This is a genomic window from Streptomyces sp. NPDC027672, assembly GCF_055566335.1.
In genome coordinates, this window is sequence record NZ_JBVHSO010000002.1 from 611,172 (window position 1) to 636,115 (window position 24,944).

Consider the following 24,944-nt stretch of genomic DNA (forward strand, 5'->3'; position numbering starts at 1 on the left):
TCCCTGAGCCGCGCCCTGCCGGTGGTCACTCGGCGGCGACCCGGCTCGTTCACCAGTCCCTGAACCGCGCCCGGCCGGTGGTCACTCGGTGGCGACCCGGATCTCGCCGCCGCCGGGGTCGACGCGGCCGTGCCAGCGGGTGCCGAGGGTCAGGGTGCGTCCGGGCAGCGCGGTGGCGGGGCCGAGCCGTTCCCGGTGCAGCAGGCGGCCGTCCTGGCGGACGTACAGGACCGGGCGGGGCAGCGGGGTGCCGGTGCGCAGGACGTGGCGGTCGGGCCGGGCGGCGGCCTGGACGCGGTTCGGGGCGATCCAGCGCAGCGGCGCCGCCACGGTGACGGGCACGCCGGGGTCCGGCCAGGGCGCGCCGGCCAGGAAGTCCAGCACGGCGCGGCCGGCCCGGGCGCCCTCGCGGGCCGCGGTGCCGGCCTCCTCCACGGCGTGCAGCAGGTTGCCGGCGGCGAAGACGCCGGGCCGCGAGGTGTGCGCGGAGCCGCCGACGGCGGGGCCGCGGGTGCCGGGGTCGAGGAGGATGCCGCCGCGCCGGGCGAGTTCGTGCTCGGGGAGGAAGTCGCCGGTGAACACCACGGTGTCGCAGGCCAGTACGGCCGTGCGGCCGTCCCGGTGGCGGACGCGGACGCCGGAGAGCCGTCCGCGGCCGAGGAGTTCGGTGACCGTGGTGCCGGTGAGCAGCGGGATGCCGTGGCCCAGCCGGGCCGTCTGGGCCCGCGCGCGGCCGGCCTGGGCGCGCGGGTGCTCGGTGACCAGGGCGACGACCTCGGCGCCGGCCGCGCGGACGGTGGCGGCCGCCGCGTAGGAGACGCCCTCGGCGCCGGCCACGACCGCGCGGGTGCCGATGTGCTGCCCGAACAGGTGGACGGCCTGCTGGAGTTCGCCGGTGGTGTAGACGCCGGCGGGGCGGGTGCCGGGCACCAGGCGGGCGGTGCGCGGGCGTTCGCGGGCGCCGGTGGCCAGGACGACCGCCCGGGCCTCGATCGTCTCCGGCCCGCCGGGGCCGACGGCGGTGAGCACGGGTGCGTCCGCCGCCCAGTCCAGGGCCGTCACCCCGGTGCGGAGCGTGGCGCCGGCCCGCTCGGCGGCCCGGGTGAGCAGCCGGGCGTAGCCGGGGCCGGTGAGCGGCCGGGTCCAGGTGCCGAAGCCGCCGTGGGCGCAGTGCCGGGGCACGCCGCCGGGCTGCATCTCGCGCTCCAGCACCTCCACGCGCCCGGCCCCGGCGGCGGCCAGCCGCGCGGCGGCGGCGAGCCCGGCGGGGCCGGCGCCGACCACGAGGACGTCGACCCGGCGCGGCACGGCCCGCTCCCCCGTCACGACCGGCCCCCGTCGCCCAGCTCGCCCGTCATGACCGGCCCCTCTCGAACAGTCCGCCCCACGATCCGTCCCGCTCGAACAGTCCGCCCGTCATCGCCGGCCCCGCTCGAACAGCTCCCGTACCGCGGCTCCGCAGTAGAAGCCCTGGCAGCGGCCGGCCCGGGCGCGGGTGCGGCGGCGCAGGCCCTCCAGGCTGCGCGGCGGGACCGTGCTGGCGAGGGCGTCGCGGATCTCGCCGCGGGAGACGCGCTCGCAGTGGCAGACGAGGGTGCCGTAGGCGGGGTCGGCGGCGATCAGGTCGGCCCGCTGGTAGGGGCGGGGGAAGGCCTCGCCGATGTTGGGCATGGTCACCGGAGCGGGTTCGCGCACCGGGCCGGGGTCGAGGCCGGCGTCGGCGAGCAGGGCGGTGACGTGGGCGGCGATGGCCATGGAGGCGGTCAGTCCGGTGGAGCGGATGCCGCCGACGGTGACGTACGCCTGCGCGGGGTGGGCGGTGATGCGGTAGTCCTCCCGGCCGGTGGCCGCGCGCAGCCCGGCGTAGACGGCGGTGACCTCCTCCTCCACCAGGGCGGGCAGGATGCGCCGGCCCTGGTCGCGCAGCCCGGCCAGCGCCTCGGCGGTGGACTCGGTGGCACGTTTGTCGCGCAGGTCCTCGGCGGTGGGGCCGAGCAGGACGTTGCCGTAGACGGTGGGCGCGACCAGGACGCCCTTGCCGAGGGCGGTCGGCACGGGCAGCAGGATGTGCCGGACCAGCGAGCGGGCCGGCTTGTCGTAGACCAGGAGCTGGCCGCGGCGCGGGGTGACGGTGAAGTCCTCGTGGCCGAGCGCGCGGTCCAGGGTGTCGGCGTGCAGTCCGGCCGCGTTGACCAGGTGGCGGGCGCGCAGGGTGCCCCGGCTGGTGGTCAGCAGGTGTCCGTCCGCCCGGGTCACCCCCTCCACGGCCGTGTTCAGATGCAGGTCGGTGCCGGCCCGGACCGCCTGGGTGGCGTAGGCCAGGGTGGTGGTCCAGGGGCAGATGACGCTCTCGCCGGGCACGTGCAGGGCGCCGAGCGCGCCGGGGCCGAGCTGCGGCTCGCGGGCGTACAGCTCCGCGCGGCCCAGCAGGGCGGTGTCGTGGCAGCCGTTGTGCCCGGCCTTGGCGGCCAGGCGGGGCAGCGCGGCGAGCTGTTCCTCGTCCCAGGCGACGAGCAGGGCGCCGACGCGTTCGACGGGGATGCCGCTCTCGGCGGCGTAGGCGCCGAGCCGGGCGTGTCCCTCGCGGACCAGCCGGGCTTCCAGGGTGCCCGGCGAGGCGTCGAAACCGGTGTGCAGGATCGCGGTGTTGGCCTTGGAGGTGCCCTGGCCGACGTCGTCCTGGGCCTCGACCAGGGCGACGCGCAGCCGGGGGTGGCGGGCGAGTTCGCGGGCGATGGCGCAGCCGACGACGCCGGCGCCGACGATCGCCACGTCGTACACCGTGCGCGGCAGCGGCCCGGCCGCGGTGACGGTCACGGGCCGAGGAGGGCCGCGACGGCGGCGCGGAAGCCGGCCCGGCGTTCGGCGGCCTGGCCGGCCGGCATGCGCGGCTCGTACACGGCGGCGGGCTTCCAGTCGGGCAGGACGTCCTCGACGCTCAGTCCGGGCTCCGCGCCGAGCCGGGCGAGGGCGGCGGCGCCGAGCGCGGTGGCGTCGGGCAGCGCGGACACCTCCACCGGGCGTTGCAGCAGGTCGGCCTGGGTCTGCAAAAGGAGCGCGGAGCGGGTGAGGCCGCCGTCGACGCGGAGCGTGTCCAGCGGTGCGCCCAGGTCGGCTGCGGCGGCCTCGGCGAGTTCGGCGACCTGGGCGGCGATGCCCTCGCACAGGGCGCGCACCAGGTGTCCGGCCGTGGTGTCCAGGCCCAGGCCGGTCAGGGAGCCGCGCAGGTCGCCGCGCCACCAGGGCGCGGCGAGTCCGGCGAGGGCGGGGACGAAGGTGACGCCGCCGCTGTCCGGGACGGCGCCGCCCACGGGGTCGAGGTCGGCGGCGGAGGAGATGACCCCGAGGCCGGTGAGCCAGTGGACGGCGGAGGCGGCCGTGTAGACCTGGCCGTCCAGGCAGTAGCCGGTGTGCCCGCCGAGCCGCCAGGCCACGCAGTTGACCAGGCCGGAGCCGCCGCGCCGGGGCGTGTCGCCGGTGTGCGCGAGCAGGAACGCGCCGGTGCCGTAGGTGCACTTGACGGCGCCGGGCCCGGTGATCCGCTGGGCGAGGAGGGCGGCCTGCTGGTCCACGATCAGCCCGGTGAGCGGGATCTCGGGGCCGAACGCCCTGGTGGTGCCCACCGGCTGGGCGTTGTCCGTGATCTCCGGCAGGCGTTCGCCGGCCAGGCCGTACAGTTCGAGGGCGCGCGGGGACCACGCGGCGCGGTCCAGGTCGAGGAGTTGGGTGCGGCCCGCGGTGGCGGCGTCGGTGGCGTAGACGCCGGTGAGGCGGTGGACCAGCCAGGCGTCGGAGGTGGTGACGACGCCCTCGCGGGTGAGGTGGCGGCGGATCCAGGCCATCTTGGGCGCCGCGAAGTACGGATCGAGGGGCAGGCCGGTGAGGTGCCGCAGCTCCTCGGCGTGGCCGGCGAGGTCCGCGCAGACGGTGGCGGCCCGCCGGTCCTGCCAGACCAGGGCGTCGGTGAGCGGGCGGCCGGTGGCCGGGTCCCAGGCGAGGACGGTCTCGCCCTGGTTGGCGAGGCCGAGCGCGACGACGTCCTCGCCGGCCTCGGCGAGCGCGCGCCGGCCGGCGTCGACCACCGAGTCGTACAGCTCGGCCGGGTCCACCTCGACCAGGCCGCCGGGCAGATGGCGGGGGCGGACCGCGGCGAAGCCGGTGCCGAGGAGGCCGCGCTCGGGGCAGACGACGAGCGCCTTGGTGCCCGAAGTGCCCTGGTCGACGGCGAGCACCGGCCCCGTCATCGCGCGTCCCGCGCCTCGGACCTGAAGATCACCGCGCCAGCCTGCCGCCGTACCCGGCCCGGCGTCAAGGCACCCCCGGGAGCGCTCGCGTCAACTGGCGTGGCGAGATGGTTCACTTGGCAACGATGGTACGCCGCAACGTCCGCCTCTATAGTGACCGCCGACCACCCGAGATCGCTCCGACACCGCCCAGGGGAGGGCTGTTGCCACATCACCCCGCCACCTCGCCCGTGCCCCGGCGGCGGGGGGCCGGCGGCTGATGGCCAGAGACGGCACCCGCCTCTCCTACGACCCCGCCGGTCCCGACCACGCGCTGCGCGCCGCCCTCCAGGACCTGCGCACCGGCCGCTGGATGGCCATGCGCACCCTGCTCGCGGAGACCGGGCAGTGGTGGCAGTGGACCCAGCGCACCCAGATCCTGGCGACGGCCGCGGCCGGCACCGACGTGGTGCGGGCCTGGCTCACCGAGGAACCGGACAGCGTGCACGCGGCGGTGATGCAGGCCCGGGTCGGTGTGGAGCGGGCGCTGCGGGCCCGGCGCGAGCGGCACCGCCGTACCCACGAGCTGTGGATCGAGGCGTGGGACACCGCCCAGTCGGCCACCACGGTCGCCCCGCGCGACCCGGTGCCCTGGGTGTGCCTGCTGGCGCTGGCCCAGCTCGATCCGGAGCAGCGCTGGGAGGAGCACCGGACCGCCCCGCCGGAACCGATGCTGCCGCCGGGCCCGTGGGGACTGCTGGCCGAGGCCGGCCGACGCGATCCGTTCAACCGCGAGGCGCACCACCGGATGCTCCAGTTCCTGTACGCGCGCGGCGGCTCGGGACGGCTCGCGGAGGCCGCCGGGTTCGCGCAGTGGGCCGCCGGCCAGGCCCCGTCCGGCTCGGCGCTGCACGTGCTGCCGCTGTACGTCCGGGTCGAGCGCTACCGCCGGGACAGCGGGCAGGACGCGGCGCTCGACCTGCACTGGGTGGCGGAGGAGGCGGCCCGGGAGGCGCGGCGGGCGCTGCACTCCTGGTTCGAGCCGGCGCCGCCCGCCGAGCGCGCGCTGCCGGACCTGAACCATCTGGCGCACGCGCTGTGGGGGTCGCTCCAGTTCCCGGAGGCGGCCCGGGTGTTCGACGCCATCGGCCCGTACTTCACGCCGCCGCCCTGGATGTACCGCACCCGGGACCGGGACCGCGCGGTGGAGGTCTTCGCGCAGGCCCGGGACCGCTGCCGGGCCGCCGCGGACCGCCCCCGCCCCTGACCCGCCGGCCGGCGCCCGGCCGGCCCCCGCAGCACCACCCCGCACACCCCGCCGCACCACCCCGCACACCCCACCGCGTCACCCCGCACCACACCCCGGAACGCTCCTCCGCACCACCTCTCGACGCTCCTCCGCACCACCTCTGAACGTCCCGTTCGACCACCGCTGAACGTCCCGTTCGGCCACTGTTGATCTCCGGAGGTCCCCGCGTGTCCCCCATCCCCGACCCCTCGTCCGCCCCGTCGTCCCCCGGGCTGCCCCAGCAGGACGAGGAGCAGCGCCTGCGCGAACTCGGCTACCAACCGGTGCTGGCTCGCCGCATGGGCGGCTTCGGCAACTTCGCGATCAGCTTCTCCGTGATCTCGATCCTGTCCGGCTGCATGACCCTGTACGGCTTCGGCCTGATCACCGGCGGCCCGGCCGTGATGCTGTGGGGCTGGGCGGGCGTCGGCCTGTTCGTGCTGTGCGTCGGCCTCGCGCTCGCCGAGGTCACCAGCGCCTATCCGACCTCGGGCGCCCTGTACTACATGGCCGACCGGCTGGGCGGCCGGCGCTGGGGCTGGTACACCGGCTGGCTGAACCTGCTCGGCCTGCTCGGCGCGATCGCCGGCATCGACTACGGCGCCGCCCTGTTCGCCGGCGCGTTCGCCAACCTCCAGTGGGGCTTCACGCCCACACCCGGCAAGACCATGATCATCTTCTGCGCCATCCTGCTGCTGCACGCGGTACTGAACCTGTTCGGCGTGCGCCTGGTGAGCCTGCTGAACTCGGTCAGCGTGTGGTGGCACCTGGCGGGCGTCGCGCTGATCGTCGGCGCGCTGGCGATCGTCCCCGACCACCACCAGTCGCCGTCCTTCGTGTTCACGAAGTTCGTCAACGAGACCGGCTGGGACAACCCGCTGTACGTGGCGGCGGTCGGCCTGCTGCTCGCCCAGTACACCTTCTCCGGCTACGACGCCTCCGCCCACCTGTCGGAGGAGACCTCGCACGCCTCGGTGGCCGCCTCCCGCGGTATCGTCCGCGCCATCTGGGTGTCCTGGCTCGCGGGCTTCGTGCTGCTGGCCGGTCTCACCTTCGCCATCCAGGACTACGACGGCACGCGCGCCACGGCCACCGGTGTGCCGCCCGCCCAGATCATGCTCGACGGCCTCGGCACCGACGGCGCGAGCGCGCTGCTCCTGGTCGTCATCGTCGCCCAGCTGTTCTGCGGGAACGCCGAGGTCGCCGCGGCCAGCCGGATGGTGTTCGCGTTCAGCCGGGACGGCGCGCTGCCCGGTTCCCACCTGTGGCGCAAGGTGAGCGGCCGCACCCAGACCCCGGTCGCCGCCGTCTGGCTGTCCGTGGGCGTGGCCTGCGTCCTGGCGCTGCCGTCGCTGTACTCGGCGACGGCGTACAACGCGGTCACCGCCATCAACGTCATCGGCATCACGCCGGCCTACGCCATCCCCGTCTACCTGCGGCTGCGCGCCGGCGACCGGTTCCGGCCGGGGCCGTGGCAGCTCGGCCGGTGGAGCAAGCCGGTCGGCTGGATCGCGGTCGTGTGGGTGGCGTGCGTGACCGTCCTGTTCTGCCTGCCGCAGTCCTCGCCGGTCACGGCGGAGACGATGAACTACGCCTCCGTCGCCCTCGCCGTGGTCCTGGTCCTCGCCAGCGTCTGGTGGTACGTCGCCCGCCGGTCGTACGGCACGCCCGCCTCCGCGGCCTACGGCAGCGACCGTGACCAGGAGGAATTCGCGGAGGGCATCGTCTGAGCCGGCCGTCCGGCGAGCGCCGCCTCCGGTTCGGACAGGTGTGCCGGATGCGGCAGGATGAACGAGCGCGCCGGTTCCCGGAGTTCCTCCGGCCGGCGCGGTCGCACATCCCGGACAGAGCAGGTGACAACGTGACGAGACTGCACAACCGGCCTCCCGCAGCGGCTGAGCGCCCCGGAGGTGACCGGTGAACCGCACGCTGACCCTGGACGACCTCGTCCTCGCCGGTATCGCCCTGGCGGCCGGTCTGGTGCTCGCCTTCATGTCGCGCACCCTGCTGCGCTGGCTCGCCAAGCACGCCAAGCGGACCCGCTGGAGCGGTGACGACGTCATCGTGGACGCGCTGCGCTCGGTCGTGCCGTGGGCGGCGATCGCGGGCGGCGCGGCGGCGGCCGCGGCCGTGCTGCCGCTGACCAGGATCGTCCAGCACCACATCGACCAGGTCCTCCAGGTCTGGGTGATCGCCGTGGTGACGTCCTCGGCGGCCCGGGTGATCGCCGGGCTGGTCCGCTCGGTCACCCAGTCCCGCTCGGGCGTGGCGGGCTCGGCGACGATCTTCGTCAACATCACCCGCGTCCTGGTGCTGGCGATCGGCTTCCTGGTGATCCTCCAGACGCTGGGCGTCTCCATAGCGCCGCTGCTCACCGCGCTGGGCGTGGGCGGTCTGGCCGTCGCCCTGGCCCTCCAGGACACGCTCGCCAACCTCTTCGCGGGCATCCACATCCTCGCCTCCAAGACCGTCCAGCCGGGCGACTACATCCGGCTGAGCAGCGGCGAGGAGGGCTACGTCGTCGACATCAACTGGCGCCAGACGACGGTCCGGCAGCTCTCCAACAACCTGGTGGTCATCCCGAACGGCCAGCTCGCCAAGGCCAACATGACGAACTACACCCGGCCGGAGCAGGAGCTGACCGTGCTGGTGCAGGCCGGCGTGAGCTACGACTCCGACCTGGAGCACGTGGAGCGGGTGACCGCGGAGGTGGTCGCGGAGGTGATGACGGACGTCACCGGCGCCGTCCCCGAGCACGAGCCCGCCATCCGCTTCCACACCTTCGGCGACTCCCGGATCGGCTTCACGGTGATCCTCGGCGTGGGCGAGTTCAGCGACCAGTACCGGATCAAGCACGAGTTCATCAAGCGCCTGCACCGCCGTTACCGCGAGGAGGGCATCCACATCCCCTCCCCGGCCCGCACCGTGACCCTCCAGCAGGGTACGGCGGCCATCCCGCACCAGCGCACCGGGCAGACACCGGCGGACACGTTCCCCGGGACACCGGGCACGGAGTAGCCCGGCGGGGCGCGGGGCCGGGGGGCGGCACTGGTACCCCGCAGGGAGCCCCCTCGTCTTATCCTCGGAGGGTATGACCAGCCCGTCCCCCGATCCCCGCTCACTCGACCAGCGGCTCGACGCGCTCGCGCGGGAGCCGTTCCGGGTCCGGTTCCGGCTGCGCGGGCGGGAGCGGGCGACCGCCGCGCTGAAGGGGCCCGCGACGCTGCGGTGGCACGCGTACGACCTGACCGCCCGGCGGCTGGCGCCGGCCGAGCCGCACAAGGACGGCCGGCAGACGCCGTACCGCGGCCACCCGGTGTTCGTGGCCCAGCACGCGACCGCGACCTGCTGCCGCGGCTGCCTGGAGCGCCGGCACGGCATCCCGAAGGGACGGGAGCTGACCCGCGCCGAACACCTGTACGTCGTGGAGGTGATCTGCCGCTGGATCGCCCGCGAGATGACCGGCGGCGCGTTTTCCGGCCAGGACCCCTGTCGAGCCGGACCCGATCACGAGATATCTTGATGTCGAGCAATGTTGCAGACGTGGAGCGGAGCACCCGGTGACTGACTCGACCATCATCTACACCTACACAGACGAGGCCCCGGCCCTGGCGACGCATTCGTTCCTGCCGGTGATCCAGGCGTACGCCTCGCAGGCCGGTGTGCCCGTGGAGACGCGTGACATCTCGCTGGCCGGGCGCATCATCGCCGTCTTCCCGGAGTACCTGGACGAGGACCAGCGCATCCCGGACGCGCTGACCGAGCTGGGCGAGCTGGCCAAGACCCCCGAGGCCAACATCATCAAGCTGCCGAACATCTCGGCGTCCCTGCCGCAGCTGAAGGCCGCCGTCGCCGAGCTGCAGGGCAAGGGCTACGCGCTGCCGGACTACCCGGACGACCCGAAGACCGACGAGGAGCGCGAGATCCGCGCCCGCTACGACAAGGTCAAGGGCTCCGCCGTCAACCCGGTGCTGCGCGAGGGCAACTCCGACCGCCGCGCCCCGGCCTCGGTGAAGAACTACGCCAAGACCCACCCGCACCGCATGGGCGCCTGGTCCTCCGAGTCCAAGACCAACGTGGCCACCATGGGCGAGAACGACTTCCGCTCCACCGAGAAGTCCGTGGTCGTCCCCGAGGCCGGCGCGCTGAGGATCGAGCTGGCCGGCGAGGACGGCACCACCACCGTCCTGAAGGACTCCGTGCCGGTCCGGGCGGGCGAGGTCGTCGACGCCTCCGTCCTGCGCGTCGCCGAGCTGAACACCTTCCTCGCCGCGCAGGTCGCGCGCGCCAAGGAGGAGGGCGTCCTGTTCTCCGTGCACCTGAAGGCCACGATGATGAAGGTCTCCGACCCGATCATCTTCGGTCACGTGGTGCGCGCCTTCTTCCCGAAGACGTTCGCGAAGTACGGCGAGACCCTCAAGGCCGCCGGCCTCACCCCGAACGACGGCCTCGGCGGCATCCTCAAGGGCCTCGACAACCTGCCCGAGGGCGCCGAGATCAAGGCGTCCTTCGACGCCGAGATCGCCGAGGGCCCGGCCCTCGCCATGGTCGACTCCGACAAGGGCATCACCAACCTGCACGTCCCCTCGGACGTCATCATCGACGCCTCCATGCCGGCGATGATCCGCACCTCGGGCCACATGTGGGGCGCCGACGGCCAGGAGCACGACGCCCTCGCCGTCATCCCGGACTCCTCCTACGCCGGTGTCTACCAGGCCGTCATCGACGACTGCCGGGCCAACGGCGCCTACGACCCGTCCACCATGGGCTCGGTGCCGAACGTCGGCCTGATGGCGCAGAAGGCCGAAGAGTACGGCTCCCACGACAAGACCTTCGAGATCCCGGCCGCGGGCACGGTCCGCCTGGTCGACCAGGCCGGCAACGTGCTGATCGAGCAGCCGGTCGCGCGGGGCGACATCTTCCGCGCCTGCCAGACCAAGGACGACCCGATCCGCGACTGGGTCAAGCTGGCCGTCACCCGCGCCCGCGCCACCGGCGACCCGGCCGTGTTCTGGCTGGACGAGGACCGCGCCCACGACGCCAACCTGATCGCCAAGGTCAAGCAGTACCTGCCGGAGCACGACACCGAGGGCCTGGACATCCGGATCCTGTCCCCCGTGGAGGCCACCAAGCTGTCGGTGGAGCGCATCCGCCGCGGCGAGAACACCATCTCGGTCACCGGCAACGTCCTGCGTGACTACCTGACCGACCTCTTCCCCATCCTGGAGCTGGGCACCAGCGCCAAGATGCTGTCGGTCGTCCCGCTGATGGCGGGCGGCGGCCTCTTCGAGACGGGCGCCGGCGGCTCCGCGCCGAAGCACGTCCAGCAGTTGGTCAAGGAGGACTACCTGCGCTGGGACTCCCTCGGTGAGTTCTTCGCGCTGGTGCCGTCCTTCGAGCAGTACGCGGCGGCCACCGGCAACAGCCGCGCCAAGGTCCTCGCCGACACCCTGGACCGCGCCACGGCGACCTTCCTCAACGAGGACAAGTCCCCGACCCGGCGCGTCGGCGGCATCGACAACCGCGGCAGCCACTTCTACCTGTCCCTGTACTGGGCGCAGGAGCTGGCGCGGCAGACCGACGACGCCGACCTCGCGAAGGCGTTCGCGGCGTTCGCCGAGACGCTCGCCGCGAACGAGCAGAAGATCGTGGAGGAGCTGAACTCCGTCCAGGGCAAGCCGGCCGACATCGGCGGCTACTACCAGGTCGACAAGGCCAAGGCGGACGCGGTCATGCGCCCGTCGGCCACCTGGAACGAGGCCCTGGCGTCCCTGAGCTGACGCCCGCCGCCACCTCGTCCCCGCCCCGTCCGGTCCTCTCCGGGCGGGGCGGAGCCGTTGTCAGTGGGGTGTGGCACCTTGATCACGTACGCCGTGACCGACCACCTCCCTGGAGCAGCCCGTGACCCGGACCGACCCCTCCTTCGCCCTCCTGCCCGGCGCCGCCGGCTCACCGGTGCTGCTGCACGTGCCGCACTCCGCGCGCGCGATACCGGACGACGTGCGCGCCGGGATCGTGCTGGACGACGCGGAGCTGGAGCGGGAGCTGGACCACATCACGGACGCGCACACCGCCGAGATCGCCGAGCGCGCCGCCGCGCTGGCCGGCGTCCGGCCCTGGCGGTTCGTGAACCGGCTGTCGCGGCTGGTGGTGGACCCGGAGCGGTTCCCGGACGAGCGGGAGGAGATGGCGGCCGTCGGCATGGGCGCGGTGTACACCCGCACCACGCACCGGGGCGTACTGCGGCCCGCGGACACCGACCCGGAGCCGCTGCTCGCCCGCTACTTCCGGCCCTACGCCGCGGCCATGACCGAGGCGGTGGCCGGCCGGCTGGCCGCGGCCGGGCGCGCGGTGATCATCGACGTGCACTCGTATCCGGCCGAGCCGCTCCCGTACGAGCTGCACGGCGCCGGGCCGCGCCCGCCGGTGTGCCTGGGCACGGACGCCTTCCACACCCCGCCCTGGCTGGCCGAGGCCGCGCGCGAGGCGTTCGCCGGCTGCGGCGGGACCGGCCTGGACAGCCCGTTCGCCGGGACGTACGTACCACTCGACTTCTACGGCACGGACGCCCGGGTCGGCGCGCTGATGGTGGAGATCCGCCGGGACACGTACATGACCGAACCGGGCGGCCCGGCCGGCCCCGGCCTGAACACCCTCGCCACAGCCCTGGCGACACTGATCAACGCAATACGCTAACCGGCCCCCCGCCCGAGCCGGCCGGGCCCATGCGCCGGGCCGCCCCAGCCGCCCGAGCCCCGCGCCGGACCCCGCCCGGACCGGCCGCCCCTCCGCGGCAGGCCGCCGCAACCGACCGACTCCCGTACCAGACCCGTGCGCCGGGCCGCCGCAACAGGCCAAGTCCAGTGCGGCCCCCACGTCGGACCCGCCGCTCCTCCGCGGCAGGCTGCCCCAGCCGGCCGAGCCCCGCGCTGGACCCGCCTCGGGCGACCGAGTCCCCCGCCAGGCCGACACCGGACCCGTCCCAGCCGGCCGAGCCCCCGCACCGTGGCCGCCCTACCGGGCCCGTGGCCGCCCCAGCCGGCCGAGGCCGTGCCGGGCCCGCGGAGTGCGCGGGCCCGGTCGGGTTCGTCAGGCTCTCAGCCACTCCGTCACGATGACGTCCGCGCCGGTGCGCAGGCGCAGGGCGAACGGGCCGGTCGGCGGGGTGTCGCTGGTGAAGCGGCCGAGGGTGTCGGTGCTGACCGGGCGGGCGGGCGGCGGGCCGCCCAGCACCTCGATCCGGGCGGACTGCGGCGGCAGGAGCTGGCCGATCAGCCCGTCCCCGGTGACCTCCACGTCCACGGTCAGCTCGCCCGCGCGGAACGTCAGCATGCGCGGCGGGGCCATGGCCCCGCGCACCGGCAGCGCGTCCACCAGCGAGTCGAAGGTCAGCTCGGCGAGCCGCGCGTCCAGGCCGTGCCACGCGAAGGCGTCCAGGGCCGACTGGAGCAGCTCGGCCGGCACCGGGTCCAGGACGGCGGCGGCCTGCCGCAGCTCCTCCTCCAGCAGCGCGTCCGCGAACGCGTCCTCGTCCGGGAGCGGGCCCGGACCGCCGGACGTCAGGTGATCGTCGTCGTTCACACCGCACCTCCCGCGTCCATCCGGGCCCGCAGCCGGCGCAGACAGCGCTGGCGCAGCGGGCCGATGCTGCCGACCGCGATGCCGAGCGCGGCCGAGATCTCCCCGTAACTGGGCGGCGGCGAGGTCATCAGCACGCGCAGTAGCTGCCGGCAGCGCTCGCCGAGCGCGTCCAGTTCCTGCCACAGCCGGCGGATGCGCTCGGCGCGGTCCGCCGCCTCCTCCGAGTCGATCAGCGATTCCTCGGGCGTCCGTTCCTCACTGGCCCGGTCCAGCACCCGCGGGTCGTCGGTCAGGGTCAGCCGGGCCAGGCCCTTGAGCACCTTCAGACACTCGTGGCGGGCCGTACTGGCCAGCCAGGAACCGGCCTTGTCGGGTTCGCGGATGCGGCCGAGATGCTGGGCGAAGCGGAACCACACGGTCTGGAAGACCTCGTGTCCGTCGGCGTCCGACAGCCGGTGCGCGCGCACCACCGACCACACCAGCGGGCTCAGCCCCTCCACCAGCGCCTTCCAGGCCGCGGCGTCCCCGTCGACGGCGGACTGGACCAACGCGCCGACCTCTGTTCGGTCCACGGCTCCACCCCTTGTGTACGGCACGTCATCGTACGCCGTGGAGGGCAGCGTTCCGGACCTCATGCGGGCAGCGCCGGGGTCGCGAGCGGGACGGGGCGCCAGGTGGGCGGGCGGAGCGCCCGGACGTGTGCCCCGCGCACCTCGGCCCGGTCCGTGGCGGCCGCCAGCAGCCGGGCGGCGGCCGCGCGCGGGTCGCGGTCCCGGTCCGCCGTCATCCGCGCGGCGACGAGCCCCGCGGCCACCGGCGCGGCGAACGAGGTGCCGCTCCACTGCGCGAGGCCCTCGAACATCACCTGGTCCGGTTTGCCGCCGGTGCTCTCCCGGCCCTCGCTCAGCACGCCGGTGTGGCGCGGGTACTGGCAGGTGCAGGGGTAGTCGGCGCCGAACCGGCAGGTGTCGTAGGTGGAGTGCTGGTAGACGTACGGCACGGGCGTGGCGAAGCCGGTGAGGGCGCTGGTGAGGCGTTCGCCGGGGGCGTGCGCGCGCACCCAGGGGCCGTGGTTGGTGAAGCAGGCACCGCCCGCGCCGTCCGAGCGGAGCGCGCCGACCGACAGCACGGTGTCGGCGTACTCGGGCAGACCGGCGTAGGCGGCGGGCCAGAACGGGGTGTCGCTGCCGTTGTTGCCGGCGGCGGCCACCAGCAGGGTGGGCCGGCCGCGCAGTTCCCGCATGAACGCGTCCAGTCCGATCAGGCCGTCGGTGTCCTCGCTCGGGGTGCCAGCGGAGAGGCTGATGATGTCCGGCCAGCCGTCCCGGTCGACCGCTTCGAAGAGCAGGGCGCCGAACTCGGACTCCAGGACGGCACCGGCGTCGTTCAGCGCGCCCCGGACGGTGATGTCGGTGTTGGGCGCGACGGCCGCGAGCAGCCCGGCGATGAACGTGCCGTGGCCGACGTACTGGTGGAGCACCCCGTCGGCGTCGGTCTCGGACTGCTGGGCGTCGCCGCTGGTGTGGGCGAACAGCGGGTAGCGGCGGTGGTCGTGCACCAGACCGGTGTCGATCACGAGGACGCCGACCGCGGTCGCCGGATCGTGACGGGCCGCGGCGGCGCCCGGGTTGGCGGGCTCGGAGCGCGGGACGGGCACCGGCTCGTCGCCGGGGCAGGCGTTGACCGCGATGTGCACCACGTGGTTGCGTCCGGCCAGCCGGCGGCCCCGGCGGGCCTCGGCCTGCCGTACGGCGCGCAGGGCGTGCGGTACCGCGTCCTCGCCCTCCGCCGGGTCGCCGACCCGGATGCGGGTGACGCCGCCGCGGCCCGCCTGCGGGCCGACGCGGCGCACGTGGTCCGGGACGAGGCCCCGGGTCTCGGTGAAGTGGGTGCGCACGGCGTCCTCGACGAACCGGGCCTCTTCCCCGTCCCGGACGAGGACGACCCCCTTCTCGTAGAGGAATCCGGCCGAGTCGTCCGGTCCCATGGTCAGCGGGACGTCCGGCAAGGAGCGCTGGATGTGGTGGAACTGCTCGTGGAAGCGCTGTGGTGCCACCTGATGTCCTCCCCCGTAAGACGGTGTTCCACAGTGAGAGTCGCGGGACCGCCGTCTGATACAGCAGGCCACTACCATGCGAGACGTGACAGCGGGAAGCGAGCCGGTTCTCGAACTGCTGCCCATGGTGTTCGCCGATCCGGGCGAGGCCCGGGCGCGGGCGGAACACGTCCTGCGCGCCGCTCCGCCGCCGCTGCACGCGAGCGTGGCCCACCAGGTACTCGGCATCTGGCAGCGGGACTTCGGCGATCTGCGGATCGCGCTGCGGCATCTGCGGCGGGCCCGGGACCTGGCCGCGCGGGCCGAGTCGGCCGACCGGGAGGCCGACGTGCTGGCGACGCTGGGGGTCGCCCTGGTGCACGCGGGGCGCACCCGGCAGGGGCTCGCCTCGTTCGAGCGGGGCGTCGCCCGGGGCAGCGGGCACACCCGGGCCCGGGTGCTGTACCGGCGGGCCTACGTGTGGTGGGTGCTCGGCCGGCACCCGGAGGCGCTGGAGGACGTACGGCGGGCGCTGCCCGTGCTGCGGCAGGCCGCCGACGACATCTGGACCGCGCGGGCGCTGACGCTGCGGGCCACCGTGCACCTGGCGCTCGGCGCGGTGGACCGGGCGGCCGCGGACTTCACGGCGGCGGAACGGCTGTGGGAGACCACCGGCCAGGAGCACGACAAGGCGGACGCGGTGGAGAGCCGGGGCCTGGCCGCCTTCCGGTCCGGGGACATCCCGGCGGCGCTGCGGCTGCTGGACGAGGCCGAGGAGCGCTACGCCAAGCTGGGCACGCCGGCCTACAACCTGTCGATCCGGCGCTGCGAGGTGCTGCGGGCGGCCGGGCTGGCCCCGGAGGCGCTGGCCGAGGCGGACGCGGCGATCGCGGAACTGGACCGGATCGGCGGGCAGTCCACCCGCAAGGCCGAGCTGCTGCTCGCCGCGTCCTGGGCGGCCCGCTCGGCGGGGGACGCGCACACCGCCATAGCCCGCGCCGCCGTCGCCGTACGGCTGTTCGCGGCGCAGCGCCGGACGTGGTGGGAGACGCACGCCCGGCTGGTGCTGATCGAGGCCCGGGTGGCGGCCGGGCGCCGCTCGGGCCGGATGGTCGCGGACGCGGCGGCGGTGGCCGACCGGCTGGCCGCGTTCGGTTCGCCGGCCGCGCCGGAGGCCTCGCTGCTCGCGGGCCGGATCGCGCTGGCGCTGGGCTGGACGGCGGACGCGGAACGGCACTTGGCGGTGGCCGCGCGCAGCCGGCACGGCGGTCCGCCGCCGGCCCGGGTGACCGGCTGGGCGGCGCAGGCGCTGCGGGCGCGGGCGGCCGGGTCGCGGCGGGGCGTGCTGGAGGCGTGCCGGCGGGGTCTGGCCGTGCTGGACGACCACCGGATGACGCTGGGCGCCTCGGAGCTGCGCGCCCACGCCACCGCGCAGGGCGCCGAACTGGCCGCGCTGGCACAGGAGGTGAGCCTCGCCCAGGGCGGTCCGCGGCGGCTGCTGGTGTGGAGCGAGCGGTGGCGGGCGACCGTGCTGTCCGCACCGCCGGCCCGGCCGCCCGGCGATCCGGCGCTGCTCGGCTGCCTGACCGCCTACCGGGAGATCGCGGCCCGCGCGGAGGAGGCCCGGATGGAGGGCCGCCCGGTGCCGGCGCTGGAGCGGGAACAGCGGCGCCTGGAGCGGGACATCCGCTCCCGGACCCGGCACACGGGCGGGGCGGCCGGCGGCGCCGGGCACCGCTTCGACGTGGACCGGCTGCTGGACCGGCTCGGTGCCGGGCGGCTGGTGGAGCTGGTCGTGGTCGACGGCCGGGTGCACGTCCTGCTGTGCGGGCAGGGCAGGGTACGGCGGTTTCCCGGCGGTTCGCTGGCGGAGGCGGCGGCCGAGGCCGAGCATGTGCAGGCGGGGCTGCGGCGGCTGGCGCATCCGGGGGCGGAGGGGCGGCTGCCGCTGGTGGAGGCGGCCGGCCGGCGGCTCCAGGAGATCCTGCTGGCCGGCGCGGTGCCGCATCTCGGTACGGGCCCGGTGGTGATCGTGCCGCCGGGCGCGCTGCACCGGGTGCCGTGGGCCCTGCTGCCCGCGCTGCGCGAGCGGGTGCTCAGCGTGTCGCCGTCGGCGGGCAGTTGGCTGCGTGCCCGGGAGACGGCGCCGCCGCCGCGGGGCCGGCCGGTGCTGGTGCGCGGTCCCGGTCTGGCGACCGGCGGCGCGGAGGTGCCGGAACTGGCCGAACGGTACGGCACGGCGACGGTCCTGGAGGGCGACGACGCGCAGGTGCCCCGGGTGCTGAGGGAACTCGACGGCGCGGGTCTGGCGCACCTGGCCGCGCACGGCACGTTCCGCGCCGACAGCCCGCTGTTCTCCGCGCTGCGGATGGCCGACGGGCCGCTGATCGTGCACGACTTCGAGTGCCTGGCGCGCAGTCCGTACCGGATCATCCTGTCCAGTTGCGAGACCGCCCGTCTGGCCTCGGTCGGCGCGGACGAACTCCTCGGCCTGGTCACGGCGTTGCTGCCGCTGGGCACGGCCGGTGTGGTGGCGTGCAGCGCGCCGGTCAACGACGCGGCGGTGGTGCCGCTGATGCTGGCCCTGCACCAGGGTCTCGACGCGGGCCTGTCGCTGGCCGAGGCCCTCCGCGACGCCCGCGCGGCCCTGCCGGGCGACGCGGTCCACCAGGCGACGGGCTGGGCCTTCGCGGCGTTCGGCGCGGCGTGAGCAACCCGCCTCCCGCCCCGCCGCCCTGGCAGCGGTCCCCCGCGCCTCCCGGGCCGCCTCCCGCCCCGACCCGGCACCGGGCCCCGCGCCCCGCGGGCCGCTTCCCGCACCGGCCCCGCGCCTCCCGGCCCGTCTCCTGCACCGGCCCGCCGCCTCCCGGCCCTTCACGCCGGTTCCGGTACCTCCACCAGCCAGGGCAGCGCGCCCCGGTCGCCCGTGCCGAGCCGGGTGTAGGCGCCGTAGAGGTGATTGCCCACCGTCCGCACGGACAGGGTGAGCCGTTCGGCGATCTCGCGGTTGCTGAGCCCGGCCGCGGCCAGGGTGACGATCTGCCGTTGCCGGGCGGTGAGTTCGCCCAGCACCAGTCCGGCCAGCGCGGGCGTGCTCGCGCCCGGGCAGCGGCGGGCCAGCGCCACCGCCCGGGTGCGGGAGCGGCGCGCGGCCCGTGGATCGCGGTGCGCCCGCACGGCCTGCGCGTACGCCTCCGCCGCGTAGAGCAGGAACCCGCGGTCCGCGAGCGCCTCCGCGGCCCGGTCCAGCGCCGTCCCGTCACCGCGCGCGAGGGCCTCGGCGTGCCGTGCGAACACGCTGCCGGCCGGCAGCCGTCCGGCCGCCCGCGCGGGCGTGCCGAGGCGTACGGCGTCGTAACCCGCCCGCGTCGGGTCCGGGTCGGCGACCTCGCCCACCGGCCCCTCGGCCAGGGCGAGTTCGCGCCGGCACCCGGGGTCCGCCGGGAACCGGCGCAGCCCCTCCCGGGCCCAGGCCGCCGCCTCGCGCAGGTCGCCGCCCAGGCGCGCGAACCGGGCGCGGACCTCGGCGTACCCGGCCGGCAGCGGGCCGTCCTGCGCCACCAGCCAGTCCCCCACCGGCGTCGGCACCGGCCGCACGTCGCACCGCGCCATCCGCCCTTCCAGCGCCTGCCGTTCGGCGGTGAGCGCCGGACCGCCGGCGCAGGGCGCACGGCCCAGCCGCCGGGCCCGCAGCCGGCCGGCCATGGCGCGCAGCGCGGCTCCGTGCAGCGGATGGGCGAGGCTGACCGCGCCCCGCTCGTCCACGTCGATCAGGCCGTCCGCCTCCAGACGTTCGAGGGCGTCCAGGTCCAGTTCGTCCGCCGGCAGCGGCAGCGGCTCGGCGAACGCGAGGCGGTCCAGGGCGTCGCGCTCGCCGGGACCGGACCGGCCCAGGGCGGGCGCGAGCCGGTCCCGGACCGCCGGGGTGACCGGCAGCGCGCCCCGCCAGGCCCGCTCGCCGGTGCCCGGGACGGGCGTCAGCCGGCCGGCCGCGGCGAGCGCGGTGACCAGGTCGCGCAGCAGCCGCAGATCGCCCCGGCACGCCTGGTGCAGCCGGCGCACGGTGAGCGGTTCCAGTCCGGCGCCGGCCAGGAGCCGTGCGGTGTCCTCGCGGGGCAGCGGGCCGAGGGCCAGCCGGGGCAGCATCGACCCGGTCCACAGCCGGGACACCGCGCCGGGCGCGGGCCCGCCGTCCGCCGCGACGACGATCAGACGGGTACGGCCGTGCACGGCGAGCTGGTGCACCAAGGCGGCGGAGGTCTCGTCCAGCAGGTGGGCGTCGTCCACGACGAGGACGCGCACACCGGTCAGCGCCCGGACCGCGCGGTGCGGCGGGAGGGTGTCCGGGAGCAGGTGCGCGAACGCGGCGAGGGGCAGGCCCCGGGCCTCGGGCGTGCCGGTCACCCGGGCGTGGTCCGCGCCCGCCACCGCCTCGGTGATCAGCCGGGTCTTGCCGTGGCCCGCCGGGCCGGTCACCACGATGCCGGGCCGGCCGGCGGCCAGCGCGCCGCGCACCGCCTCCAGTTCGGCCGCCCGGCCGGTGAACGGCCAGGGCGGCTCAAAGGCCCCGGTGTCCGCGTAGGTCCTGGTCGTCGCGTCCTGTGCGTCAGTCCTCACACCATCTGGAGTCCGCCTACCCAGTTCTGATACAGGGCGGGTTGAGTAGGCCCCGACTCAGGCGCCCGGCCGGGGGCGGGCGGCATCCTTGCGGCATGACCCGACGCCTCTGCTCGCTTCCACGGCAGCCGGCCCCGATGTTCGCACCGGGGCTGACCGCCGAGCGGCTGGGCGCGCTGCTCGCCGGGCGGCGGATGTGGGTCAACGGCACGGTGCTGCACTACTGCTTCCTGGACGCCCGTACCGACGCCTCGGTCATCCCGGTGCCCGGCACCGGGGAGTTGCGCCGGGTGCCGTGGGCGGGCGGCGAGGAGCAGCGGGAGGTGGTGCGGGACTGCTTCCGCGAGTGGCGGGACCTGGGCGTCGGCGTCGGTTTCGCCGAGGTCGCGGACCGGCACGAGGCGGAGCTGCGGATCGGGTTCCAGGCGGGGGGCGGGTCCTGGTCGGCGGTGGGCCGGGACGCGCTGTCGGCCGGCCGGGCCGAGCGCACCCTGAATCTGGGCTGGGACGTGACCGCGCCGGGGGAGCGCGGGACCGTCCTGCACCAGATCGGGCACGCGCTCGGCATGGTGCACGAGCACCAGAGTCCGTTCGCGGGCCTGCACTGGGACGACGAGGCCGTGTACGCCGAGCTGGCCGGGCCGCCGAACTTCTGGAGCCGGTCGACGACGTACGCGAACGTGCTGGACCGGCTGGACGCCTGCGAGGCGGGGGCCTCGGTGTGGGATCCGCAGTCGGTCATGACGCTGCCGTTCGGGCCGGGGCTGGTGCTGGAGCCGGAGCAGTACCGCGGGGGGCTGCGTCCGCCCGGCTCACCGTCGCCGGCCGACAAGGAGTTCGTGCTGCGCTGGTACCCGCCCACGGGTGCGGCGGCGCCCGCGGCGCTGGTGCCGTTCCGGTCGGCGCCGCTCGGTCTGGGGCCGGGCGGGCAGGCGGACTTCACCGTGGCGCCACCGCAGACCCGCGAGTACACCGTGGGGACCTTCGGTGAGGCCGACGCCGTGCTGGTGGTCTTCGAGGAGCGCGACGGGGAACCGCGCTTCCTCGCGGGGCACGACGACGGCGGCACCCCGGACAACGCCGCCGTCCGGGTCCGGCTCGTCAAGGGCCGCCGCTACACCGTCCGGGTCCGTCTGTACTCCGGCTGGGGGGCGGGAGAGACGGCGGTCATGTGCTGGTGACGGCACACGGGCGGCGGACGGGGCCGCGGCCCCGTACCGGGGGGAAGGGCGTGGATGTCGCCAACGGGGGCGGTGACATCCACGCCCGCACCGGTGTTCCCGCGGACGGGCACCGGGGAGCCGGGTGCGCGCGCGGACGTACGCCGGGCGAGCGCCGAAGGTGCGGGCGCGAACGCGGTGTGTCCGTGTGCGACGCGCGTGTGTCCGTCCTGCGAACGGTGCCCGGGGTACGGCGACCGGGGCGTGGCGGGCGTGTGAGCATGACCGCATGCTTCCCGGAGAGACCCGCGCCGCCCGGCGCGCGCTGACGGTCTGCCTGGCCGCCGGAGTGACCACCCTGCTGGACCAGTCGGTGCTCAACATCGCCGTCCCGGCTCTGCGGGACTCGCTGTCGGCGGGCGCCACCGACGTGCAGTGGATCGTGGCCGGATACTCGCTCTCCTTCGGCCTGGTCCTGGTGCCCGGCGGCGGGCTCGGTGACGCGCGCGGCCGCAAGGGGCTGTTCCTGCTGGGCCTTTCGGTGTTCGTGCTGTGCGGGCTGCTCGCCGCGACCGGGACCGCGCCGGGCACGGTGGTGGCGGCGCGGCTGGCGCAGGGCGCGGGGGCCGGACTCGTCAACTCGCAGGTGATCGGCACCCTCCAGGACGTCTTCCAGGGTCTGGACCGGGCCCGGGCACTGGGTCTGTACGCGGTCACCGGGGGCGTCGCGGCGGCCCTGGGCCCGGCCCTGGGCGGCGCGCTGGTCGCGGTGTGCGGACCGGACACCGGCTGGCGGCTGTGCCTGCTGCTGAGCACGCCCTGCGGCCTGCTCACCCTGTGGCTGGCGGCCCGGTGGCTGCCGCCGGGCCGGCGGTCGGCGGCGGGCCGGGGACTCGATCCGTGGGGCATCTGCTGCGTGGCCGCGCTGACGCTCGCGCTGATGCTGCCGTTCATCCGCCCGCCCGGCGACGCCGCCACGGCGGCCCGGTGGGCGGTGGCCGCCGCCGGTGCGGCCGGTGCGCTCGTGCTGGGGCAGCGGCGGCGGCTGCGGGCGGGCCGGACGCCGCTGGTGCATCCGGCGCTGTGGCGGTCGGCGCCGTACGCGCTGGGCACGGCGGTGGCGATGGCCCAGTTCGGCGCCTCGCTCGGCGCCGGTCTGGTGCTCACCCTGTTCCTGCAGTCGGGGCTCGGGCTGTCCGCGCTCGCCACGGCCGCGGTGACGCTGCCGTCGGCCGTCGCGATGGGCGTGGTGTCGGCGGTGGCGTGGCGGGTCGTACGGCGGCTGGGTGAGCGGGCGGTGCCGGCGGGTCTGGCCGTCGGCGTCCTCGCCCTGCTGGGCGGCGCGTTCGCCGCGGCCGTCGTCCCGGTCGCCGCGCTGCCGTGCGCGCTGGCCGGGGTGCAGTTGGTCTCCGGCGCGGCGTCGGGTCTGACCGTCTCCCCGAACCAGGCCCGGGTGCTGCGGTACGCGCCCGCCGAGGCGGCCGGGGTGGCGGGCGGCATCCTGCAGATGGCGCAGCGGGTGGCCGCGGCGGTGTGCCTGAGCGCCGTGTCCGGGATCTATCTGCGGGGCGCGGCCGCACCGGCGGGTCCGCCGCGCGCCGCGTACGCGCAGGCGTCGCTGGTGTGCGCGGCCCTCCTCGCCGTCGCGCTGGTGCTGTCCCTGGTCCGGGGCCGCCCGGCCGAAGAGTCCGGCCGGTCGCGTCCGCTGCCCGCGCGGGCGGCGGACGCGACCGTGGAAGCTCTGGACGAGCCGGCGTGAGCCGGGCGGCCGCGGAACCGGTCAGGCGGCGGTGCGCAGCGGTTCCACGCCGATGACCTTGCGGTAGACGCGGGCGCCGTCGCCGTAGTCGTCCACGGCGTAGTGCCAGGTGGCCTGGTTGTCCCAGAGGACGAAGTCGCCGGGCCGCCAGCCGAAGCGGATCGTGTAGTCCGGCGAGGCGGCGTGCCGCAGGAGGTGGTCGAGCAGGGCGCGGCCCTCCTGCGCGGTGACGCCGGTGAGCCGGAGGGCGGAGGAGCTGAGGAAGAGTCCCTTGCGCCCGGTGAGCGGGTGGGCGAGGACGACGGGATGCTCGACGGTCGTCTCGCCGACGGGGCTGTTGCCGCGGCCCTGCGCGTAGTTGCGCGGATCGCCGTCGTAGACCGCGCCGACACCGGCCAGCAGCGTCTTGAAGGGCTCGGACAGATCGTCGTAGGCGGCCTGGAGGTCCGCCCAGAGGGTGTGCCCGCCGAGTTCGGGCACCTCGTCGTAGGTCAGCGACTCGATGGCGAAGGCCGGGGTGCGCCACAGGCCGCCGATGTGCCAACTGCTGGCCTTGCCGGTGTGCCGCACGTTGTAGGGGTAGACCAGCGGGTTGTCCGGGTGCCGCTGGGCGGTGGGGTGGTCGAACGGTTCGGCGAACAGCCGTACCGCCTCGACGTGCTGATTGGGTGTCAGGTGCTGGTCCCGGAAGACCAGCACCTTGTGGTCGCGGAAGGCCCGGCGCAGCGCGTCGGCGGTGGTGCCGTCGACGGGGCCGGTCAGGTCGACGCCGGTCACCTCCGCGCCGATGCGCGGGCCGGCCCGGTGGAGGGCGAGGTGGGTGTCGGGATGGGTGACGATGGTCATGCCCGTCTCCTTGGGAACGCCGTGCGGACGAGGGCGCCTTGGAGGCACGTGCGCGGGAGTGGTCGCTCGGAACCGCGCACGGGCCCGGGGGCGGTGGAGAGAGGTCAGGCGTGCCGACACGGCGCGGCGCCGGTGTGCGCCGGGGCCGCGTGCGGTGTGCGGGACAACGCCGGGGAGGTCACCCCTCCACGGTAGTCCGCCGGTCCGGCCCCGGGCCAGGCTCCACCATTGCACTCGCGTGAACTTCCGCCCGGGGCCGGGGCCGTCATCTGCGCTGCCACTCCTGTGCCAGCAGTTCGTACGAGCGGACGCGGGCCTTGTGGTCGTGGGTGAGGGTGGTGACGAGGAGTTCGTCGGCGCCCGTGGCCTCGCGGAGCTGTTCCAGGTGGTCGGCGACCCGGCCGGGTGAACCGACGAACCGGGTGTCGAGGCGGTCCTGGACCAGCGCCTGGTCCTCGTCCGTCCACGGCAGCGCGCGGGCCTCGGCCGGCGTCGGGTACGGGAGGGCGCCCTCCCCCGTGCGGATGCTGCGCACCCACGGGCCGTAGCCGGCGGCGAGTTCCCGGGCGGTGTCGTCGTCCTCGGCCACCACCACGTCGGCGGAGACGCTGACGTACGGCTCGGCCAGGTCGGCGGACGGGGTGAAGTGGGCCCGGTAGCCGTCCACGGCGTCCAGGACCGTGCCGGGGCTGACGTGGTAGTTGGCGGCGAACCGCAGGCCGCGCGCCCCGGCGGTCTCGGCGCTCACCCCGCCGCTGCTGCCCAGGATCCACACCTGGACCTCGGCGCCCTCCCCCGGCACGACGTGCGCCTCCACGCCGTCCGGGGAGCGGTAGGTGCCGGCGAGCAGGGCGAGGATGTCGTCGATCAGTTCGCCGTACTCCTGCGGCTGGGCGTGCGGCTGCCGCAGCAGCTTGGTCACCAGGGCGACGCGGGGCGAGCCGCGCAGGTGCTCGAAGCTGAAGGGCGGCGGGATGAGCAACCCGCCTGGGGCCCGGCCGTCCACCACCGGGGTGGCCGACGGGAGCGGGGTCCGGGGCCCCGGCGGGCCGGCCAGGGAGCGGCCGAGGCCGAGGTCCAGCCGGCCGGGGTGCAGGGCGTCGATCAGGCCGAACTCCTCGACCGTGGACAGCGCCGTGCGGTGGCCGAGCTGGACCGCGCCCGAGCCCAGCCGGATCGTGCTGGTCGCGGCGGCGGTCAGGGCCAGGACGACCGCCGGGGAGGTGCCGGCGACGCCCGGGTTGAGGTGGTGCTCGGCGAACCAGTAGCGGGCGTAGCCGAACCGCTCGGCGTGCCGGGCGAGGTCGAGGGAGTTGCGCAGCGCCTCGGCCGCGTCCGAACCGGAGGTGATGGGCACCAGGTCGAGCACGCCGAGCGGGGTGTTCGAGGACCTGTCGGACGGCGAGGAGCCTGAGGAATCCGAGGACATGAACGC

18 protein-coding genes are annotated in these 24,944 nt (G+C 75.7%); 9 read left to right on the plus strand and 9 right to left on the minus strand.

What is annotated here, in order from left to right; all coding sequences use genetic code 11:
• Window positions 1–81 precede the first annotated feature (81 nt).
• The 3 genes from ACZ4SV_RS07040 to ACZ4SV_RS07050 all read right to left on the minus strand — a co-directional run bounded on the left by ACZ4SV_RS07040 (window position 82) and on the right by ACZ4SV_RS07050 (window position 4,244).
• Complete coding sequence (locus ACZ4SV_RS07040; protein WP_468002081.1) at window positions 82–1,308, minus strand: NAD(P)/FAD-dependent oxidoreductase; 1,227 nt, start codon at window positions 1,306–1,308, stop codon at window positions 82–84.
• Window positions 1,309–1,416: 108 nt separating this feature from the next.
• Window positions 1,417–2,817: an FAD-dependent oxidoreductase gene (locus ACZ4SV_RS07045; protein WP_468002083.1), complete on the minus strand. Its 1,401-nt coding sequence runs from the start codon at window positions 2,815–2,817 to the stop codon at window positions 1,417–1,419.
• Entirely contained in the window at window positions 2,814–4,244 is a 1,431-nt protein-coding gene (locus ACZ4SV_RS07050) for an FGGY family carbohydrate kinase (RefSeq protein ID WP_468002085.1), read from the minus strand. Before ACZ4SV_RS07050 ends, ACZ4SV_RS07045 begins: the two co-directional genes overlap by 4 nt.
• A 259-nt stretch (window positions 4,245–4,503) precedes the next feature.
• On the opposite strand from ACZ4SV_RS07050, the gene ACZ4SV_RS07055 reads away from it, so the two are divergent.
• From ACZ4SV_RS07055 to ACZ4SV_RS07080, 6 genes are all read left to right on the plus strand, one after another.
• Window positions 4,504–5,490 (plus strand): hypothetical protein, encoded by a 987-nt coding sequence (locus ACZ4SV_RS07055; RefSeq protein WP_365883485.1) that lies wholly within the window; start codon window positions 4,504–4,506, stop codon window positions 5,488–5,490.
• A gap of 209 nt (window positions 5,491–5,699) precedes the next feature.
• Entirely contained in the window at window positions 5,700–7,241 is a 1,542-nt protein-coding gene (locus ACZ4SV_RS07060; protein ID WP_468002087.1) for an amino acid permease, read from the plus strand.
• A 187-nt stretch (window positions 7,242–7,428) separates the two neighbouring features.
• Window positions 7,429–8,529 (plus strand): mechanosensitive ion channel family protein, encoded by a 1,101-nt coding sequence (locus ACZ4SV_RS07065; RefSeq protein WP_468002089.1) that lies wholly within the window; start codon window positions 7,429–7,431, stop codon window positions 8,527–8,529.
• A gap of 73 nt (window positions 8,530–8,602) precedes the next feature.
• A complete protein-coding gene (locus ACZ4SV_RS07070) occupies window positions 8,603–9,034 on the plus strand; it encodes a DUF4186 domain-containing protein (protein ID WP_468002091.1) in 432 nt (143 codons plus the stop codon).
• 37 nt (window positions 9,035–9,071) lie between these two features.
• Window positions 9,072–11,291: an NADP-dependent isocitrate dehydrogenase gene (locus ACZ4SV_RS07075; RefSeq protein WP_468002093.1), complete on the plus strand. Its 2,220-nt coding sequence runs from the start codon at window positions 9,072–9,074 to the stop codon at window positions 11,289–11,291.
• Between the two features lie 121 nt (window positions 11,292–11,412).
• Window positions 11,413–12,207 carry an N-formylglutamate amidohydrolase gene (locus ACZ4SV_RS07080; RefSeq protein WP_468002095.1) on the plus strand — a complete coding sequence of 265 codons (795 nt, stop codon included), beginning with the start codon at window positions 11,413–11,415 and terminating at the stop codon, window positions 12,205–12,207.
• Window positions 12,208–12,600: 393 nt separating this feature from the next.
• Here the strand turns inward: ACZ4SV_RS07080 and ACZ4SV_RS07085 are convergent, their stop codons facing one another.
• Genes ACZ4SV_RS07085 through ACZ4SV_RS07095 form a run of 3 tightly spaced genes read right to left on the minus strand, consistent with a single transcriptional unit; the run spans window position 12,601 to window position 15,148 of the window.
• Window positions 12,601–13,092: a hypothetical protein gene (locus tag ACZ4SV_RS07085; RefSeq protein WP_468002097.1), complete on the minus strand. Its 492-nt coding sequence runs from the start codon at window positions 13,090–13,092 to the stop codon at window positions 12,601–12,603.
• Complete coding sequence (locus ACZ4SV_RS07090) at window positions 13,089–13,727, minus strand: RNA polymerase sigma factor (protein ID WP_365882015.1); 639 nt, start codon at window positions 13,725–13,727, stop codon at window positions 13,089–13,091. The genes ACZ4SV_RS07085 and ACZ4SV_RS07090 overlap by 4 nt, the downstream gene beginning before the upstream one ends.
• Window positions 13,724–15,148, minus strand: coding sequence for a S8/S53 family peptidase (locus ACZ4SV_RS07095; RefSeq protein WP_468002100.1), 1,425 nt, complete (start codon window positions 15,146–15,148; stop codon window positions 13,724–13,726). Before ACZ4SV_RS07095 ends, ACZ4SV_RS07090 begins: the two co-directional genes overlap by 4 nt.
• Window positions 15,149–15,233: 85 nt before the next feature.
• Here ACZ4SV_RS07095 and ACZ4SV_RS07100 point away from each other — a divergent pair, with 85 nt between their 5' ends.
• On the plus strand, window positions 15,234–17,837 hold the full coding sequence (locus ACZ4SV_RS07100) for a CHAT domain-containing protein (RefSeq protein WP_397935307.1): 2,604 nt from the start codon (window positions 15,234–15,236) through the stop codon (window positions 17,835–17,837).
• A gap of 164 nt (window positions 17,838–18,001) precedes the next feature.
• Here ACZ4SV_RS07100 and ACZ4SV_RS07105 read toward each other — a convergent pair whose 3' ends face one another.
• Complete coding sequence (locus ACZ4SV_RS07105) at window positions 18,002–19,744, minus strand: LuxR family transcriptional regulator AbsR2 (RefSeq protein ID WP_468002102.1); 1,743 nt, start codon at window positions 19,742–19,744, stop codon at window positions 18,002–18,004.
• A 95-nt stretch (window positions 19,745–19,839) separates the two neighbouring features.
• Between ACZ4SV_RS07105 and absR1 the strand changes: the two genes are divergently transcribed.
• On the plus strand, window positions 19,840–20,925 hold the full coding sequence (gene absR1, locus ACZ4SV_RS07110; RefSeq protein ID WP_365883947.1) for a beta-glucuronidase AbsR1: 1,086 nt from the start codon (window positions 19,840–19,842) through the stop codon (window positions 20,923–20,925).
• Window positions 20,926–21,193: 268 nt separating this feature from the next.
• Window positions 21,194–22,663: an MFS transporter gene (locus ACZ4SV_RS07115; RefSeq protein WP_365941615.1), complete on the plus strand. Its 1,470-nt coding sequence runs from the start codon at window positions 21,194–21,196 to the stop codon at window positions 22,661–22,663.
• Between the two features lie 21 nt (window positions 22,664–22,684).
• Here the strand turns inward: ACZ4SV_RS07115 and ACZ4SV_RS07120 are convergent, their stop codons facing one another.
• Complete coding sequence (locus ACZ4SV_RS07120; protein WP_468002105.1) at window positions 22,685–23,509, minus strand: TauD/TfdA dioxygenase family protein; 825 nt, start codon at window positions 23,507–23,509, stop codon at window positions 22,685–22,687.
• 265 nt (window positions 23,510–23,774) lie between these two features.
• Window positions 23,775–24,938, minus strand: coding sequence for an LLM class flavin-dependent oxidoreductase (locus tag ACZ4SV_RS07125; RefSeq protein ID WP_468002107.1), 1,164 nt, complete (start codon window positions 24,936–24,938; stop codon window positions 23,775–23,777).
• Between the last annotated feature and the right edge of the window lie 6 nt (window positions 24,939–24,944).

What these genes read in the sequence shown, in the direction of transcription:
- ACZ4SV_RS07070 (WP_468002091.1), top strand. Translation starts at nt 8,603, where the DNA reads ATGACCAGCCCGTCCCCCGATCCCCGCTCACTCGACCAGCGGCTCGAC.
- ACZ4SV_RS07055 (WP_365883485.1), top strand. Translation starts at nt 4,504, where the DNA reads ATGGCCAGAGACGGCACCCGCCTCTCCTACGACCCCGCCGGTCCCGAC.
- absR1 (WP_365883947.1), top strand. Translation starts at nt 19,840, where the DNA reads ATGACCCGACGCCTCTGCTCGCTTCCACGGCAGCCGGCCCCGATGTTC.
- ACZ4SV_RS07125 (WP_468002107.1), bottom strand. Translation starts at nt 24,938, where the DNA reads ATGTCCTCGGATTCCTCAGGCTCCTCGCCGTCCGACAGGTCCTCGAAC.
- ACZ4SV_RS07050 (WP_468002085.1), bottom strand. Translation starts at nt 4,244, where the DNA reads ATGACGGGGCCGGTGCTCGCCGTCGACCAGGGCACTTCGGGCACCAAG.
- ACZ4SV_RS07120 (WP_468002105.1), bottom strand. Translation starts at nt 23,509, where the DNA reads ATGACCATCGTCACCCATCCCGACACCCACCTCGCCCTCCACCGGGCC.
- ACZ4SV_RS07090 (WP_365882015.1), bottom strand. Translation starts at nt 13,727, where the DNA reads ATGAGGTCCGGAACGCTGCCCTCCACGGCGTACGATGACGTGCCGTAC.
- ACZ4SV_RS07115 (WP_365941615.1), top strand. Translation starts at nt 21,194, where the DNA reads ATGCTTCCCGGAGAGACCCGCGCCGCCCGGCGCGCGCTGACGGTCTGC.